This window comes from Lentzea rhizosphaerae (assembly GCF_042649515.1).
Lineage (GTDB): Bacteria > Actinomycetota > Actinomycetes > Mycobacteriales > Pseudonocardiaceae > Lentzea > Lentzea aerocolonigenes.
In genome coordinates this window covers 97,794-113,976 of record NZ_JBHRZI010000015.1, presented here as the reverse complement: position 1 = coordinate 113,976, position 16,183 = coordinate 97,794, and the positions used below count along the sequence as shown (strand labels likewise).

The window sequence follows — 16,183 nt, the reverse complement described above, 5'->3', positions numbered from 1 at the left end:
CCTGTGCGAGCATGCCCCTTGTGGCGCGTCTCGGTTCCGGAATCCCGTTGGTCGCGCGCGATCGCGAGCTGGACCGGTTGCGCGCCGCGTTGGCACTGGCCGGGGAGGGCACCGCGGGGGCGGTGCTGCTCGCCGGTGACGCGGGCGTGGGCAAGACGCGGCTGGTCGACGAGCTCGCGGCCGGTGCCGAGGACACGCTCGTCCTCATGGGACGGTGCCTGGACGCGGGCGAGACCGGTCTGCCGTACCTGCCGTTCGCCGAGGCGCTCAGCTCGCTGAAGGACACGGCGAACCGGCCGGCGCTTGCGATGTTGCTGCCGCAGCTGGCGTTGCCCGCCGAACGCGAGCCCGGCACCGAGGGCATGATCGCGCCGAGCCTGATCCCGGGGCGCCGGCCCGAGCAGGACGTCGGTCAGCTCCAGCTCTTCGACGCCGTGCTCGGCCTGCTCGGTGATCTCTCCGAACGTCGTCGCGTGCTGCTGGTCGTCGAGGACCTGCACTGGGCGGACGCGTCGACCAGGTACCTGTTGTCGTTCCTGTTGTCCCGCCTGCGTTCCCAGCGTCTGCTGGTCGTCGGCACCTACCGCGCGGACGACCTGCACCGCAGCCATCCGTTGCGCCCCTTGCTGTCCGAGCTGGTCCGGCTGCCCGCCGTCGACCGCCTGGACCTGTCGCCGTTCAACGCCGCCGACGCCCGCAGGTTCGTCGAGGCGCTGTCCGACGACCTGCCGGAGGACGTCGTCCAGCAGGTCGCGGAACGGTCCGAGGGCAACGCGTTCTTCGCCGAGGAGCTCATCGCGGTGGCCACGTGCGACGACAGGTCGTTGCCGTCCGCGCTCGCCGACGTGCTTCTCAGCCGCGTAGAACGGCTGAGCCCCGAAGCCCAGCACGTCATCCGCGTCGCGTCGGTCAGGGGCCGCCGGGTCCGCCACGACCGCCTCCGCGAGGTCGCCGGCATGACGGACATCGCGCTCGACACGGCGTTGCGCGAGCTGGTCCAGAACCACCTCCTCGTCGTGAACGACGACGAGGTCTACATCTTCCGCCACGCCCTCGTCCGCGAGGCCGTCTACGGCGATCTGCTGCCCGGCGAACGCGTGCGGCTGCACACCGCCTACGCCCACCACCTCGCCCAGCACCTCGACGAACGGGGTGCCGCCGCCGCGCTCGCCCACCACGCCTTCCAGAGCCACGACCTCGCGCAGGCGCTCACGGCCTCGATCAAGGCGTCGCGGGAGTCCGAACGGGCGGGTGCGCCCGCGGAGTCGTTGCAGCACCTGGAAAAGGCGCTCAACCTGTGGAACGCGGTTCCCGCGGAGGACCGTCCGTCCGATGTGGACGAATCCGTGCTGCTGCGCAGGGCGTCGTGGGTCGCGGGCACGGCCGGTCAACCGGAGCGGGCAGTCGCTTTCGGCCGCAGTGCCGTGAAGGCGCTCGACGGGCAGTCGCCGGAGGACCAGGCGGAGGTGCTGCTCCGGCTCGCCCAGGCGTTGTCGGCGGTCGACGGCAACGACGAGGAGTACCACGAGGTGATGACCAGGGCGTGGGAGCTGATGCGCGACCGCGACCCGAGCCCCACCCGCGCCAGGACGCTGGCCGGCATGGCGGCGCTGCTCCGTCAGCAGCGCAACGGAACCGAGGCCCGGGAGTTCGCCGAGAAGGCCATCGCGGACGGCGAGAAGGTGGGCGCGGTGGGCGCCGTGGCGGACGCCCTGGGCACGCTCGGTCTCCTCGACGACTACGTGGACCGGCACGAGGAAGCGCGGATCAACTTCGAGCGGGCGATCGAGATCGCCCGCGGGGTCGGCGCGGTCAACACGGAGCTGCGCGCCCGGTACTACTTCGGCCTGATGTACTACGACTCGGGCCAGCTCGCCGAGGCCGCCCGCGTCTACAACGAGGCGGGGGAGCGCGCTCAGGAGACCGGCCTGACGTGGAGCATGTTCGGCCTGGAGATCCGGATCCTGCAGGTCCTCGTGCACTACTACGTCGGTGACTGGGACTACGCGGCCTGGGCGAGCGAACCGCCCGGCATGTCCGTCTCCTCCACGGTTCTCGCGCGTCTGGCCGCCGCCGCCACGCACCTCAGGGTCTCGCGCGGCGACCTGGCCGAGTCCGAGCGGATGATCACCGAGCTGCGCCAGGACTGGCACCGCGACATCCAGATCGCCCTGATCACCGGTGGCACGGGCGGTGAGCTCGCGTTGTGGCGCGGCCGTCCGGAGCTCGCCGTCGAACGCGTGGCCGACGCTCTGGAGTGGACCCGCAAGCTGGGTGGACCGTGGGTGCTCGCGGACATCCGGATCGGCGCGATCGGCATCACCGGCTACGCCGACATCGCGGCCAAGGCCCGTCGCAAGCGGGACGCCGAGGCGGAGGCGCAGGCCGTGGAGGGCGGACGCAAGCTGGCGGAGCACGTCAGGCTGACCGCGAAGCACGGCGTCCCGCGCACCGGTTCCCTCGGACCGGAGGGCAGGGCGTGGCTGGCCCGCGCGATGGCGGAGGAGTCGAGGCTGACCGGCGCCGGCGATCCCGAGCTCTGGCAGGCCGCCGTCGACGGGTTCGCGTACGGGCTCGTCTTCGAACAGGCCGTGTGCCGGTGGCGGCTCGCGGAGGCGTTGCTCGGGGCGGACCGCCGGGAGGAGGCCGCCGAGCAGCTGCGCCTGGCCGACGAGGTGGCCACCAGGTTGAAGGCGGCGCCGTTGCAGGAGGTCGTCGCGTCGTGCGCCAAGCGGGCCCGGATCACCCTCAGGGCCGAGGAGCCGGTGCGGGAGCAGATCGACCTCTTCACCCCTCGTGAACGTGACGTGCTGGCGCTGGTCGCGTCCGGCCGGACGAACCGCGAGGTCGGTGAGGAGCTGTACATCAGCGAGAAGACCGTGTCCGTGCACCTCTCCCGGATCATGGCCAAGCTGGGGGCGTCGCGGCGCGCGGAGGCCGTGGCGATCGCGTACGACCGGGGTCTGCTGGAATAGCGCTGGTTGTCATACCTCAGGCTGATGCGCAACGCGTCGCCGAGTTGATGTCCGCGTACTCGGCCTCCTCATAGCTTCTTCCTCATCGAGGAACATCCCCTGTGAGGAAGGCAAGCGACATGTCTGCACTGGTGTCCGAGGTCGGCACCCGGACCGCCGCGGCGGCCCACAACCTGGTGAAGGTCTACGGCAAGGGTGACACCGCGGTGCGGGCGCTCGACGGCATCAACGTCGCGTTCCAGGCGGGGAAGTTCACCGCGATCATGGGCCCGTCCGGTTCCGGCAAGTCCACGCTGATGCACTGCCTCGCGGGACTGGACACCGTGGACAGCGGCGCGATCCACATCGGACAGACCGAGATCACCAAGCTCAACGACAAGGACCTGACCAAGCTGCGCCGCGACCGCGTCGGCTTCGTGTTCCAGGCCTTCAACCTGCTGCCGACGCTGACCGCCGAGCAGAACATCCTGCTGGGCCTGGAGCTCGCCGGCCGCAAGCCCGACAAGCAGTGGTTCGACACGATCGTCAACGTGCTCGGCCTGCGCGACCGCCTCACCCACCGCCCGACCGAGCTGTCCGGTGGCCAGCAGCAGCGCGTCGCCTGCGCGCGTGCTCTGGTCGCCCGTCCTGAGGTCATCTTCGCCGACGAGCCGACCGGCAACCTGGACTCGCGCAGCGGTGCCGAGGTCCTCGACTTCCTGCGCATGTCGGTCCGCAAGCTGGGCCAGACCGTGATCATGGTGACGCACGACCCGGTGGCCGCGAGCTACGCGGACCGCGTGGTGCTGCTCGCCGACGGCCGGCTCGCGGGCGAGATCCTCCAGCCCACCACCGAGTCCGTCGTCAACGCCCTCACGCACCTGGGGGCGTGAGGTAGATGCTGAAGACCATCCTCGCGGGCCTGCGCGCCCGCACGGCGCGGTTGGTGCTGTCCAGCATCGCCATCGCGCTCGGCGTCGCGTTCGTGACGGGCACGCTCGTGCTCGGCGACGCCGTCGAGGCGCAGACGAGGGACAACTTCGCCCGCAGCGCCCGCAACGTCGACGCGGCCGTGCACCTCCCGGACAACAGCCAGGACCAGGAGAAGGGCATCCCGGCCGACGTCCTCCAGAAGATTCGCGCGACGCAGGGTGTGGCGGGCGCGGACTCGCGTGAGTTCAGCAGCGCGGCGCTGATCGGCAGCGACAACAAGGCACGCAACGCACTGCTGCAGCCGTTGCCCACGACGGAGAAGCTGCGCGACCTCGACCTCAAGGACGGCAAGTTCCCGGCCAAGGCCGACGAGGCCGCGATCGACGTCAAGACCGCGCAGACGGCGAAGCTCAAGGTCGGCGACAAGCTCAAGCTGATCGAGAACGAAGTCGAGCACACGTTCACGATCGTCGGCACCTACCAGCAGGGCGCCAGCAGCATGTCCATGTCCGGCAGCGACCACGTCGTGGTCACGCCGGAGGGCCTGCGCACGGTGATCCCGGACCAGCGGATCTACGAGATCGTCGCCGTCGCCAAGGACGGCGTGACGCAGCAGCAGCTCGTCGACAACATCACCAAGGCCATCGGCACCGGCTACGAGGTGCAGACCGGTGAGCAGCTGACGCAGAAGACCCTGGAGTCGGTGGGTGACGCCGCCGGCGACATCAAGTCGTTTCTCCTCGCGTTCGCCGCGATCTCGCTCGTCGTCGCGGGCATGGTCATCTACAACACGTTCACCATCCTCGTCGCCCAGCGCACGAAGGAGCTCGCCCTGCTGCGCTGCGTCGGTGCGGAACGCGGCCAGGTGTTCCGCAGCGTGCTCGCCGAAGCGGTGTTCATGGGGCTCGCGGCGTCCGTGCTGGGCATCCTCGGCGGCCTCGGCGTCTCGGCCGGCCTGCAGGCGCTGGTGGGCACGGTCGGCGGCCCCGGCGGCGGTGACGTCGAGATCCGCCTGCCGATCTCGTGGGTGACCATCGCCGCCGGCTTCGGCGTCGGCGTGGTCGTGACGGTGCTGGCGGCCGTGCTCCCGGCCCGTCGTGCCACGAAGGTCGCCCCGGTGGCGGCACTCCGCTCGCAGCCGGACAGCCACGACGACGTCGCCCGCACCGGCAAGGTCCGCGTCATCGTCGCGTCGGTGATCGCGCTGATCGGCGGCGCGGCCGTCTACCTCGGTCTCCAGCAGGAGAAGGAGGAGCCCGCCATGTTCATCACCGGCGGCGCGACGATGGTGCTGCTGCTGGCCGTGCTCCTGCTCGGACCTCTCTACGTGCCGCTGGTGAACCGCCTGTTCGGAAAGGCGCTGCACGGCGTCCCGGCGAAGCTGGCCTCGGCCAACGCGGGCCGCAACCCGAAGCGCACCGCCGCCACGACGGCCGCGCTGATGATCGGCGTGACCATCGTCGCGATGGTCGCGGTCGTGGCCGGCAGCGGCCGCCAGACCATGAACGAACAGGTCGACAAGCGGTTCCCGGCGGACTACGAGGTCAGCTCGAACGTCTACAGCCAGCCGTTGACGCCGAAGTTCGCCGACGAGCTCGCGAAGGTGAAGAACGTCGCGAAGATTGCCCCGGAGGTCATGGCGTTCGGCGAGTCGGACAAGCTCAAGTACGCCGACGTGACCGGCTACCCGGCCGACGCCATCGGTTCGCTGGTGCGCCCCGAGCTCGCCGGCGGCACGCTGACCGGCCTCAAGGACAACGAGATCGCCCTGCGCGAGCGGGACGCGAAGGACTCGGGCCTGTCGGTCGGCTCTTCGTTGAAGATCAACGACAAGGACTTCAAGGTCGTCGCGTTGATCAAGGACAACAGCTACGGCGCCGGCATCGTGACACTGCCCGCGGTCCAGGGCCTGCTGAAGGAACCGCTGAAGGGCTACCAGAAGCTCCTGGTCAAGCTCGCTCCCGGCACCGACATCACGGCCGCCCGCGCCGACCTGGAACGCGTCATCGCGACGTCGCCGGTCGCGGTGCTGAACTCCGCGGCCGAGACCAAGGCCGAGCTCAACGCGCAGATCGACCAGGTGCTGCTGTTCATCTGGGCCCTCGTCGGCCTGGCGCTGATCATCGCCCTGTTCGGCATCGCGAACACGTTGACGCTGTCGGTGCTGGAACGCACCCGCGAGTCCGCCCTGCTGCGGGCGCTGGGCCTGACCAGGGGCCAGCTGCGGCAGATGCTGGTGGTCGAGTCGATCCTGATGGCGCTGATCGGCGCGGTCGTGGGCGTCGTGCTCGGCGCCGGGTTCGGGTGGCTGCTGGTCGAGGCGATCTCCAACTCGGAGTTCCAGATCAGCTTCTCCATCCCGTTCGGCCAGATCGGGATCATGCTCGGGCTCGCGGTGGTGGCGGCTGTGGTGGCTGCTGCTCTGCCGGCTCGCCGGGCGGCCAGGAACTCCGTGGTCGCGGGCATGGCGGAGGCGTAGGACACCCCGCCTGGCCCCATGCGTCGGGGGCCACGGGTCAGGCGGGTTCGGGCGTGCGGAAACAGGGGCCGCACGGCCGGGGGATCGGTGGAGGTCCGGTGCCGTCGGGGCGCCGGGCCTTCACCACTTTTCCGCATCGCGGACTTCGCGATGAGTACGCGGGGAGCTTTCGTACTCTCCTGGCGCACGCGGGGCCCCCGCGTGCCCCAGAAGGTAACGCGGGGCTCCCGCGTGACTTTGGGGGTTACCCACCGTGAGGGTTAATTAACTCAAAGTTGCCGAAAAAACTTCGAGGGTGCGCGTCACTTTCGGCCCGAAAGCCCCTCTACCTGGGGTGAGGGACGACCGGAGCGAGGGCCCGGTCGTCCCTCTTCGTCGTCTCCGATGAGTGCGCGGGGAGCTTTCGTACTCTCCTGCCGCACGCGGGGGCCCCGCGTGCGGCAAAACGGCCGGTCGAGACGCCCCCCGGTTCCGGTCCGGGTTTTTGTTGCCCGCCTCCACAAAGTTACGGAACGATGTCGAGCGCTTGACACCCGCGCCTCTCCGGTTGAGTGTGAGAGCGCTCTCACAACAGTCAGCTGCGCCGATGGCGCCGCCCGTCGAGGAGGACGGATGAGCAGAAGGCTGGTCGGCAGCGTCGCTGCGACCCTCGTGATGGTTCTGGCCGCGGGATGCGGCGGGAGTTCCGAGGCCAATGGCAAGATCGAGCTGTCGCTTGGCCTGTTCTCCGACTTCGGCTACGACAAGCTCATCGAGGAGTACCAGGCCGCGCACCCGAACATCAAGATCGAGCAGCGCAAGGTCAAGATGGAGCAGCACAACACCCAGCTCGCCACGCAGCTCGCGGGTGGGCGTGGCGCGGCGGACATCGTCGCGCTCGAAGAGGGTGTCGTGAGCCAGTTCCGCGCCTCCAAGGACAAGTTCGTGAACCTGGCGGAGTACGGGGCCAAGGACCTCAAGGACCAGTGGGCCGGCTGGAAGTGGAACCAGGGCACGGCCGACGGCGGTGAGTTCGTGCTGGGGCTGGGCACGGACATGGGCAGCCTCGGCCTCTGCTACCGGCGCGACCTGTTCGAGGCGGCCGGTCTGCCGACGGACCGCGAGGCCGTCGCCAAGCTGTGGCCGACCTGGGCCGACTACGCGAAGGTCGCCGACCAGTTCACGGCCAAGACGCCGAACGTGAAGTTCGTCGACACCGGCCGCAACGTCTACAAGGCGATCCTCGACCAGACCGAGGAGGGCTACTTCGCGAAGGACGACTCGTACATCGCGGAGTCCAACGACAAGGTCAAGACCGCGTTCGACACGGCGGCGGCGCTCGGCACCAAGCAGCAGACCGGTGCGCTCGAGCCGTTCAGCCAGGACTGGAACGTCGCGCTGAAGCAGGGTTCCTTCGCCACCACCACGTGCCCGGCCTGGGCGCTCGCGCTCATCAAGGCGGGTGCCGGTGACGCGGCGGCCGGCAAGTGGGACGTGACGACGGCGCCCGGCGGTGGCGGCAACTGGGGTGGTTCGTTCCTCGCGATCCCGAAGCAGGGCAAGCACCCCAAGGAGGCCTACGAGCTGGCCAAGTGGCTGACCGCGCCCGAGCAGCAGAAGCGGATCTTCAAGGAGACCGGCAACCTGCCGAGCCAGCCGAAGGTGTACCAGGACGCGGACGTGCAGGCCACGGTCAACGAGTACTTCAACTCCGCTCCGGTCGGCAAGATCTTCGCGTCGTCCGCCGAGTCGCTGAAGCCGACCTACCGCGGCACCAAGGACTCGAAGGTCGGACCGGTGTTCGGCACCGCGCTGACCCGCGTCGAGCAGGGCAAGCAGTCCGCTGCTGACGCCTGGACGCAGGCGCTGAAGGAAGCTACGGACGCCGCCAAGTGACGGTGACCCGCACGGAGACCGAGGCGGCCCCGGCCGTCTCGGTCCCTTCTTCTGGAGAACCGAAGCGCTTCAGGCTGAACAGCTGGGACACCAGGTACACGCCGTACCTGATCATCGCGCCGTTCTTCTTGGTGTTCGGCATCTTCGGGCTCTACCCGTTGGTGTACACGGCGTGGGTGTCGCTGCACGACTGGCAGCTGATCGACGGCGACCAGGGGTTCGTCGGGCTCGCCAACTACGTCGAGCTCTTCCACGACGCCAAGTTCTGGAACGCGCTGTTCAACACGCTGAGCCTGTTCGTGCTCTCGACGGTGCCGCAGCTGCTGGCGGCGCTCGGCCTCGCGGCGCTGCTGGACCGCGGCCTGCGCGGACGTGCGTTCTGGCGCGCGGGCGTGCTGCTGCCCAACGTCATCTCGGTCGCCGCGGTGGCGCTGGTGTTCGCGCAGTTCTTCGGCCGCGACTTCGGCATCGTGAACTTCCTGCTGGGCCTGGTCGGCATCGACCCGATCGACTGGCGAGCCGAGACGTGGGCCTCGCACCTCGCGGTGTCCACAATGGTCATGTGGCGCTGGACCGGCTACAACGCGCTGTTGTACTTGGCGGCCATGCAGTCGGTGCCCAAGGACATGTACGAGTCGGCCACTTTGGACGGTGCGTCGCGCTGGCGGATGTTCTGGTCGATCACCGTGCCGTCGATCCGGCCGACGATCCTGTTCACCGTCGTCACCTCGACGATCGGCGGTCTGCAGCTGTTCGCCGAGCCCGCGTTGTTCGACCCGGGGTTCGCCGCCAACAACTCCACCGGTGGTTCCGACCGGCAGTTCCAGACGCTGGTGCTCTACATGTACGAGAAGGGCTTCCGGCTGTTCGACGCCGGCTACGCGGCCACCGTCGCGTGGATGCTGTTCCTGGTCGTCCTGCTGGTCGCGGTCGTCAACTTCTCGCTGACGCGGCGCATCGCGGGCAAGGGGTGATCGCTCGATGAAGAACGCAAAGGCAGGCCCGCTGCTCTACGGGTTCCTGGTCGCCGTACTGGCGGCTTCGGTGTTCCCGCTGTACTACTCGTTCATCGTGGCGTCGAAGGACAACTCGGTCCTCGGTGACAAGGTGCCGCCGCTCGTTCCCGGTGGCAACCTCTTCGAGAACATCAGCCGGGTCTTCGACACCGTCGACTTCTGGCTCGCCATGCAGAACTCGTTCATCGTGGCGGCGACCGTGGCGATCTCGAACGTCGTGCTGGGCACGCTCGCGGGTTTCGCGTTCGCGCGGCTGCGGTTCAAGGGACGTGACTCGCTGTTCCTGCTCGTGCTCGGCACCGCGATGGTGCCGACGCAGCTCGGCGTGATCCCGCTGTACATGCTGATGTCGGACCTCGACTGGTACGGCACGTTGCAGGCGGTCATCGTGCCGGCGCTGATCGGGTCGTTCGCGGTGTTCTGGATGCGCCAGGCGTGCGAGGAGACCGTGCCGCACGAGCTGATCGAGGCCGCCCGCGTCGACGGGTGCTCGGTGCTGCGGACGTTCTGGCACGTCGGTTTCCCCGCGGTGCGGCCCCAGGCGGCGGTGCTCGGCATGTTCACGTTCATGACCGCGTGGAACGACTTCTTCTGGCCGTTGATCGTGCTGGACCCCAACGACAGCCCGACGGTCCAGGTGGCCCTGTCGACGCTGGCCAGCGGGTACTACACGGACTACTCGCTGATGCTCGCCGGCGCCTCGCTCGCGGTGCTGCCGGTGATCGCGATCTTCGTCCTGCTGTCCCGTCAGATCGTCGGCGGCATCATGCAGGGCGCGGTGAAGGGATGAGTGAATGACGACCGACTCGGAGGTCGAGGTCGGGCGGGAGGTGCTGACCTTCCCACCGGACTTCCTGTGGGGAGCAGCCACCGCGGCGTTCCAGATCGAGGGTTCGACCACAGTGGACGGTCGTGGCGCCTCGATCTGGGACACGTTCGCGGCGACGCCCGGCAAGGTGCTGGCCGGTGACACGGGTGACCCGGCCTGTGACCACTACAACCGGTACGAGTCCGATGTGGACCTGATGAAGTCCCTCGGGCTGGCCGCGTACCGGTTCTCCGTCGCGTGGCCCCGGATCCAGCCCAGCGGCAGCGGCGCGGTGGAGGAGCGCGGTCTCGCGTTCTACGACCGGCTGGTGGACTCGTTGCTGGAGAAGGACATCCAGCCGCTGGTCACGCTGTACCACTGGGACCTGCCGCAGGTCCTGGAGGACTTCGGCGGCTGGCGCAACCGCGACACGGCCTACCGCTTCGCCGACTACGCCGCCGTCGTGCACGAGCGGCTCGGTGACCGGGTGCAGGCCTGGACCACGCTGAACGAGCCGTGGGTGTCGGCGTTCCTGGGCTACGGCAACGGGATCCACGCGCCCGGCGTCACGGACGCGGTGGCGTCCCTGGAGGCGGCGCACCACCTGCTGCTGGCCCACGGCCTCGCGACGCAGGCGTTGCGCGCGCAGGCACCGGAGTCGCACCGGCTGTCGATCGTGCTGAACTTCAGCACGGTCTACGGAGACGACGCCGAGGCCGTGCGCAAGGTCGACGGGCTGCAGAACCGCATCCTGCTCGACCCGGTCTGCGGCCGCGGCTACCCGCTCGACGTCCTGCAGGACACGTCGTGGCTGGGCGACTGGACGAACGTGGTGCGCGACGGCGACATGGAGACCATCGCGACCCCGGTCGACTGGATCGGCGTGAACTACTACAGCCCGACGCGAGTCGCGCCCGCCGACCCGGACTTCGTGCCCGCCGGGCCGCACGCGGGCCTGCGCGGCGCGACCGTCGAGCCGCCGCAGGGCGAGCTGACCGGGTTCGGGTGGGAGCAGAACGCCGACGCCTTCACGGAGTTGCTGGTGCGGTTGTCCCGCGATGCCGGCGGAGTGCCGCTGGTGGTCACGGAGAACGGCTCGGCGTTCCCGGACGTCGTCGACCCGATGGGTCGCGTCGTTGACGTCGAGCGGACCCGCTACCTGGTGGACCACGTGCGCGCGGTGCACCGGGCGATCTCCGAGGGCGCGGACGTCCGCGGGTACCTCGCGTGGTCGTTGCTCGACAACTTCGAGTGGGCGGCCGGGTACTCGCAGCGGTTCGGGATCGTGCACGTCGACTTCGAGACGCAGCAGCGCACGGTGAAGGAAAGCGCAGTCACGTTGTCCCGCATCATCGGGCAGAACGGTCTTCCCGCGCACGGCTATTCGATTTGACGGTGGGAGCGCTCTCTTTATGGGGCGAAAAGCACGTTCGGGCCGATAGATGGCCCGAACGTGCTTTTCGCGCCAATCAGCGGCGGCGCAGCACCCGCGGGTCGGCGTGCAGGTTCTCCGCGAGCCTGATGGTGATGAACTCGTTGTTGTCCGGCTTGCCCGGTGTGCGGCCCGACGACGACGGGAAGTTGTTGTCGTTGAGGACCGCGATCGTGCGGTCGTCGAGGATCGTGACGTCCTCGATGGTGACGAACGGGAACTTGAACGGATCGGCCTGCCCGCCGACGTGCTCGGGGTTCGCGAGGTTCAGCAGGTCGGCGACCATCGTCTTGTCGAGCTTGCCGTCGTTGTTCCGGTCGCGCTTGTCCGCGAGGTAGACGCGCTTGACGATGGCGTCGACGCCCTGGGCGCTGTCGCGTTCGATGATCAGCAGCCGGTTGTTGTCGACGGCGATGGCGTCACCGATCGCGAAGTTCGCGTTCTCCAGCTGGTACTTCCAGGTCTTGCCGGTGAAGGCGTTGCTCGCGATGTCGAACTCGTTGAGCCGCAGCGTGCCCGGCTCGTCACCGGCGACGGTGCCCTCCAGCAGCGCGTTGATCGTCTTGCCGTCGGGGGACAGCGTGATGCCCTCGAACCCCTTGCTGCCGCCCAGGTTCGGGTTGCCGGCGGGGTTCTCGGGAGCACGCACGCCCGGCAGCGGCACGGGCGGCGCGAGCAGGCGCCCGGCGCGGTCGAAGTGCAGCAGGTAGGGGCCGAACTCGTCGCCCATCCAGTAGCTGCCGTCGGCGACCCTGGTCACCGACTCGATGTCGATGTCCGCACCGGTGATCACCCGGTCCGGCCTGGTCAGCGGGAACGGGATGTGGCCGCGCGGGTCGGTGAGCGTGATGCCGCCGACGACGTCGACCGCGCCGGTGGAGAAGTCCGGCGCGATGCGGTTGATGCGCAGGAGCCAGTCCGCGCTGTTGGCCTTGGTGCCGTACCCGTTGTCCGAGATGGCGTCGAACGTGCCGTCGCTGTTGCGGACCAGTCCGCTGAAGCCCTGGATCGGCTGGTCGGCGAACGGCGGCGTGATCCCGTTGATCGGGCTCGTCCCCAGTGCGGCGCCGCTCGGTTCGCTGCCGGGTAGGTAGGTCTCCGCCGGCAGGAAGGCGAAGTTCGTCAGGGTGGCCTGCCGCGGTGCCGGTTGCGGTGCCGCGGTGGTCGGTGTGGCCAGGGTGGTCACGGTGAGCAGGGTGAGGCTCACGGCCAGTGTTCTCCTCATGCGGCGACCCTAGTGCGCCTTTTACCCGCAGTTCGCATCCAGGCAACAGGCCCCGGGAACTCTGGAGGCATGACCACGACCTGGCGCATGCGCTTCGAACTCAGCGACAGCCCCGGCGCGCTCGCCCGCGTCACCATCCGGCTCGCCGCGGCCGACTGCAACGTCCTCGCTTTGCACGTGATCCCCGTTCCCGGCGGCGTGCTCGACGAGATCGTCGTGCGCGCGGGCGAGGGCGTGCTCCCCGCCGACCTCGTCGAGGCCGTGCGCAGCGAGGGCGGCAAGTGCGTCGGCATCACCAGCGCGGACATGCGTGACCTCGTGGACGAACCGACGGCCGTGTTGCGCGCCGCCAAGACAGCGCTTTCCGATCCGGACATGACCGCCGAGGCACTCCGCCAGGTGCTGGCCGCCGACTCGGTGACCTACGGCGAGGCCGCCGAGGGCCAGGTCCAGGTGGGAGACATGGTGGTCCGGCGCGGCTGGACCAGGTTCACCCAGGTCGAACTGGCACGTGCGCAGGCGTTGCTCGACCTCGTGGAGGCCCCCGCACCCGCCGTGCGCGGAATGCTCAGCGACGACGGCGTGGCACTGGTTCTGCGCCCCGGAGCACCGTCGGACGAGGACGCCGTCGCCGCCCTGCACACGCGTTGTTCGATGAGGACGATGTTCAACCGCTACCACTCGGGCCTGCGCACCGTCCCCCGCCGCTGGCTGCACCGCCTGCTCAACCCGCCGCGCGGCACCACGATCCTCGCCCAGTGCGCCGACCAGGTGGTCGCGCTCGGCCAGCTCATCCACACCGGCACCCCGGACTGCGCCGAGGTCTCGTTGCTGGTGGAGGACGCGTGGCAGCGCCGTGGAGTCGGCACCGCAGTGCTGGCCGCACTCGCCTCCGACGCCCGCGCGGCCGGCTACGCCGAGCTCGTGGCGTGGTGCCTGCCGTCGGAAACCGCCCTGGTGCGAGCGGCCACTCGTGCGGGCCTCGATGTCACGACACGCCGGGAGGACGGCCTGCTCCGGGTTTCGATCGCGCCGCGCGGGCGTGCCCTGAAGACACCGATTGCAACGGTTGCGGCTGAAAAAACGCGATGAACAGCGCGGAAACCCTCCTCGGAGATCGCTTGCAGCTAAGCTGCCAGCGGCTCAAAAGGTTTTCATCGAGGAGTGGTGGTGCACGTGTCCAACCACGCGCGTCCGACGCTGGAGGACGTGGCCGCGAGGGCTGGGGTCAGCCGCGCAACGGCGTCACGAGTGCTGAACGCGTCACCGCGCGTCAGCCCCGAAGCGCTGGAGGCCGTGAACGCCGCAGTGCTCGCCCTCGGCTACCAGCCGAACCGCGCCGCGCGTGCTCTCGTGACTCGCCGCACCGGCGCCGTCGCCGTGGTGTTCTCCGAGCCGGAACCCAAGATCTTCGACGACCCGCACTTCGCGCGCCTGATCCGTGCGGGGGCGCGCGCTCTTGCGGACGTGGACGTGCAGATGGTGCTGATGCTGGTGCACTCGCCTGATGATCAGGCTCGAGCGCACCGGTTCCTGGCCGGCGGGCACGTTGACGGGGCTTTGGTGTTCGCGCCGCACCGGAACGATGAGCTCGTCTCGATCGTGAAGAAGCTGCCGCTGCCGGTGGTGTACGCGGGTAAGCCGTGGGGGTCGTTGCGGGGGATGCACCTCGTGGACAACGACAACGAGGGCGGCGCTGTCCTGGCCACTGAGCACCTGAAGTCGCTGGGGCGTCGGAAGATTGTTCACGTTTCCGGGCCGTTGGACGAGTTGTCCGCCATTGATCGGTTGAACGGGTTCAGGACTGCGCTTGGTCTGGACGACAAGGCGGTGGCTCGGGTGGTTGAGAATGGTGGGTTCACTCGGGAGGGTGGACGTAAGGCCATGTCCGCCTTGTTGGCCAAGGTGCCTGGGTTGGATGCTGTTTTTGTGGCCTCGGACTTGATGGCTGCTGGGGCGTTGGAGACGTTGCACGAAGCTGGGCGGCGGGTGCCTGAGGATGTTGCTGTCGTGGGGTTTGATGACCATGTGGCGATTGCTGAGCACACTTCGCCGCCGTTGACTTCGGTGCGGCAGGACTCGGATGAGCAGGTCAAGCACATGGTGGAGCATCTGATGAAGTTGCTTCGGGATGAGACGGTCAAGTCCAAGAAGCAGATGTTGCCTACTGTGTTGGTTCGGCGGGAGTCTGCGTGATTTTTGGGGGCGCGTCCGGTTGCGTTGGCCGTCTCCCTGACGCGTTGGCGGCTGCCGGTTTCGTGTTCGTGCGTGGTCCTGTTGCGATTTGACCTTGCGGGTGCGTGCTTGGGCTGAGGGCTCTGCCCTCAGACTCCCGACACTCCCAAAAGAGCCCTCCAGCGCCATCCGTGGGTTGATGGCGCGCCTGTTGGGTTGGGCGGCTTGCTGTTGCGTAGTTTGGTTGCGCCGGGTCGCGTGGTCGGGCGGATGGCTCGCCGCGGCTTCGCCATCGGCCTGCGGCTCGCTTCGCCCTCGCGATTTCTGTCAGACCTCGCCGCTGAGTTGGGTCGCGGGGGACTCGAAATCCAAGGGGACGCCTGCGTCAGCCTGCCTGCGAGCTGCGGCTACCCCAGGTTCTTGCACGTTGGGGGCGGTAGCGGGTTCAGCGGGCTGCACGGCCAACCCGGTGGGGTGGTCGTGGTCGTCGTGGTTTCCGCCGGTGGGGGTGGCGGGGCCGGATTCGTCGCGGCTGGGGGTGGGGTGGTCTTCTTCGGGGGCTGCGCTGTGCTCGGCGTCGGGCTGCTGGAGCTCGGCGGGGCGCTGCTGTCCGGGGTGGAGCTCTCTGTGGAGCTCGGGGGAGTGCTTGAGGCTGAGGTGATCCAGCTGGACGACGGGGTTCTGGCGGGGTCGCCTTCGTCGTTCACGCCGTGGACCGCCATGCCCACCAGCACTCCGAGCAACGCGGATCCGAGCACGGCGGAACCGCCTGCGGCCCACAGTGCGCGCACAGCAGTCCTCCTCGATGCTCATGGGTGGAGTCTCAGGCGATCACGCTCCTGGCGGCAGATTAGCGGGTGGACCGGGCGCAGGAGAACGCTCACCTGCTTGCCTTATCGGCTCTTTGATGAGCCCGGTTGAGTGATGGCCGTCACTGATCTGTGATGCGGGCCAGTACCAAACTGGCCCCGGAAAGGCCTGCCACCAGCACGGTTCCGGTCAGGTGCCACGTCGGAGCGTCACCCGAGCAGGTGAACACATCTGTAAAGCGTTCTGTTGAACACGTTACGAACGGGACTGAGGACAGCGCTATTGAGGACGCTGCCACGCCGCCCAGAAGGGCGGAGCCGAAGGTGCGCATGAGCGGGAACGCGGCGTTGGCCGTGCCGACGGCCGCGATGGCGAAGAGGAGTGGGACCGGTCTGGGGAACAGGCCCGTCAGGGCGCAGCCGACCATCAGGACTCCGAGCACGGCCTGGCCGATCCTCGCCTGTGTCGCCACGGCG

The 16,183-nt window shown here is 68.8% G+C and carries 11 protein-coding genes; 9 read left to right on the top strand and 2 right to left on the bottom strand.

Features of this window, described 5'->3' with window-relative positions; all coding sequences use genetic code 11:
* The first annotated feature begins 11 nt into the window (after nucleotides 1–11).
* The 7 genes from ACFOWZ_RS17430 (at nucleotide 12) to ACFOWZ_RS17400 (ending at nucleotide 11,458) form a co-directional block, all read left to right on the top strand.
* The gene (locus tag ACFOWZ_RS17430; RefSeq protein ID WP_382373657.1) at nucleotides 12–2,975 is read left to right on the top strand and encodes a helix-turn-helix transcriptional regulator; all 2,964 of its coding nucleotides are present in this window, start codon (nucleotides 12–14) and stop codon (nucleotides 2,973–2,975) included.
* Nucleotides 2,976–3,094: 119 nt separating this feature from the next.
* Entirely contained in the window at nucleotides 3,095–3,847 is a 753-nt protein-coding gene (locus ACFOWZ_RS17425; protein ID WP_030471163.1) for an ABC transporter ATP-binding protein, read from the top strand.
* Between the two features lie 5 nt (nucleotides 3,848–3,852).
* Entirely contained in the window at nucleotides 3,853–6,366 is a 2,514-nt protein-coding gene (locus ACFOWZ_RS17420) for an ABC transporter permease (protein WP_382373654.1), read from the top strand.
* Nucleotides 6,367–6,978: 612 nt separating this feature from the next.
* The gene (locus ACFOWZ_RS17415; RefSeq protein ID WP_382373652.1) at nucleotides 6,979–8,241 is read left to right on the top strand and encodes an ABC transporter substrate-binding protein; all 1,263 of its coding nucleotides are present in this window, start codon (nucleotides 6,979–6,981) and stop codon (nucleotides 8,239–8,241) included.
* A gap of 74 nt (nucleotides 8,242–8,315) precedes the next feature.
* Nucleotides 8,316–9,215, top strand: coding sequence for a carbohydrate ABC transporter permease (locus tag ACFOWZ_RS17410; protein ID WP_382375063.1), 900 nt, complete (start codon nucleotides 8,316–8,318; stop codon nucleotides 9,213–9,215).
* A 7-nt stretch (nucleotides 9,216–9,222) separates the two neighbouring features.
* Nucleotides 9,223–10,047 (top strand): carbohydrate ABC transporter permease, encoded by an 825-nt coding sequence (locus tag ACFOWZ_RS17405; RefSeq protein ID WP_382373650.1) that lies wholly within the window; start codon nucleotides 9,223–9,225, stop codon nucleotides 10,045–10,047.
* A gap of 4 nt (nucleotides 10,048–10,051) precedes the next feature.
* Complete coding sequence (locus ACFOWZ_RS17400) at nucleotides 10,052–11,458, top strand: GH1 family beta-glucosidase (protein WP_382373648.1); 1,407 nt, start codon at nucleotides 10,052–10,054, stop codon at nucleotides 11,456–11,458.
* 76 nt (nucleotides 11,459–11,534) lie between these two features.
* Here the strand turns inward: ACFOWZ_RS17400 and ACFOWZ_RS17395 are convergent, their stop codons facing one another.
* Nucleotides 11,535–12,722, bottom strand: coding sequence for an esterase-like activity of phytase family protein (locus ACFOWZ_RS17395; protein WP_382373646.1), 1,188 nt, complete (start codon nucleotides 12,720–12,722; stop codon nucleotides 11,535–11,537).
* A 69-nt stretch (nucleotides 12,723–12,791) separates the two neighbouring features.
* On the opposite strand from ACFOWZ_RS17395, the gene ACFOWZ_RS17390 reads away from it, so the two are divergent.
* Nucleotides 12,792–13,814, top strand: coding sequence for a GNAT family N-acetyltransferase (locus ACFOWZ_RS17390; protein ID WP_382373644.1), 1,023 nt, complete (start codon nucleotides 12,792–12,794; stop codon nucleotides 13,812–13,814).
* Between the two features lie 84 nt (nucleotides 13,815–13,898).
* Complete coding sequence (locus ACFOWZ_RS17385) at nucleotides 13,899–14,918, top strand: LacI family DNA-binding transcriptional regulator (RefSeq protein WP_382373642.1); 1,020 nt, start codon at nucleotides 13,899–13,901, stop codon at nucleotides 14,916–14,918.
* Nucleotides 14,919–15,828: 910 nt separating this feature from the next.
* On the opposite strand, the gene ACFOWZ_RS17380 is transcribed toward ACFOWZ_RS17385, so the two are convergent.
* Nucleotides 15,829–16,179: a hypothetical protein gene (locus tag ACFOWZ_RS17380; protein ID WP_030466702.1), complete on the bottom strand. Its 351-nt coding sequence runs from the start codon at nucleotides 16,177–16,179 to the stop codon at nucleotides 15,829–15,831.
* Nucleotides 16,180–16,183 lie beyond the last annotated feature (4 nt).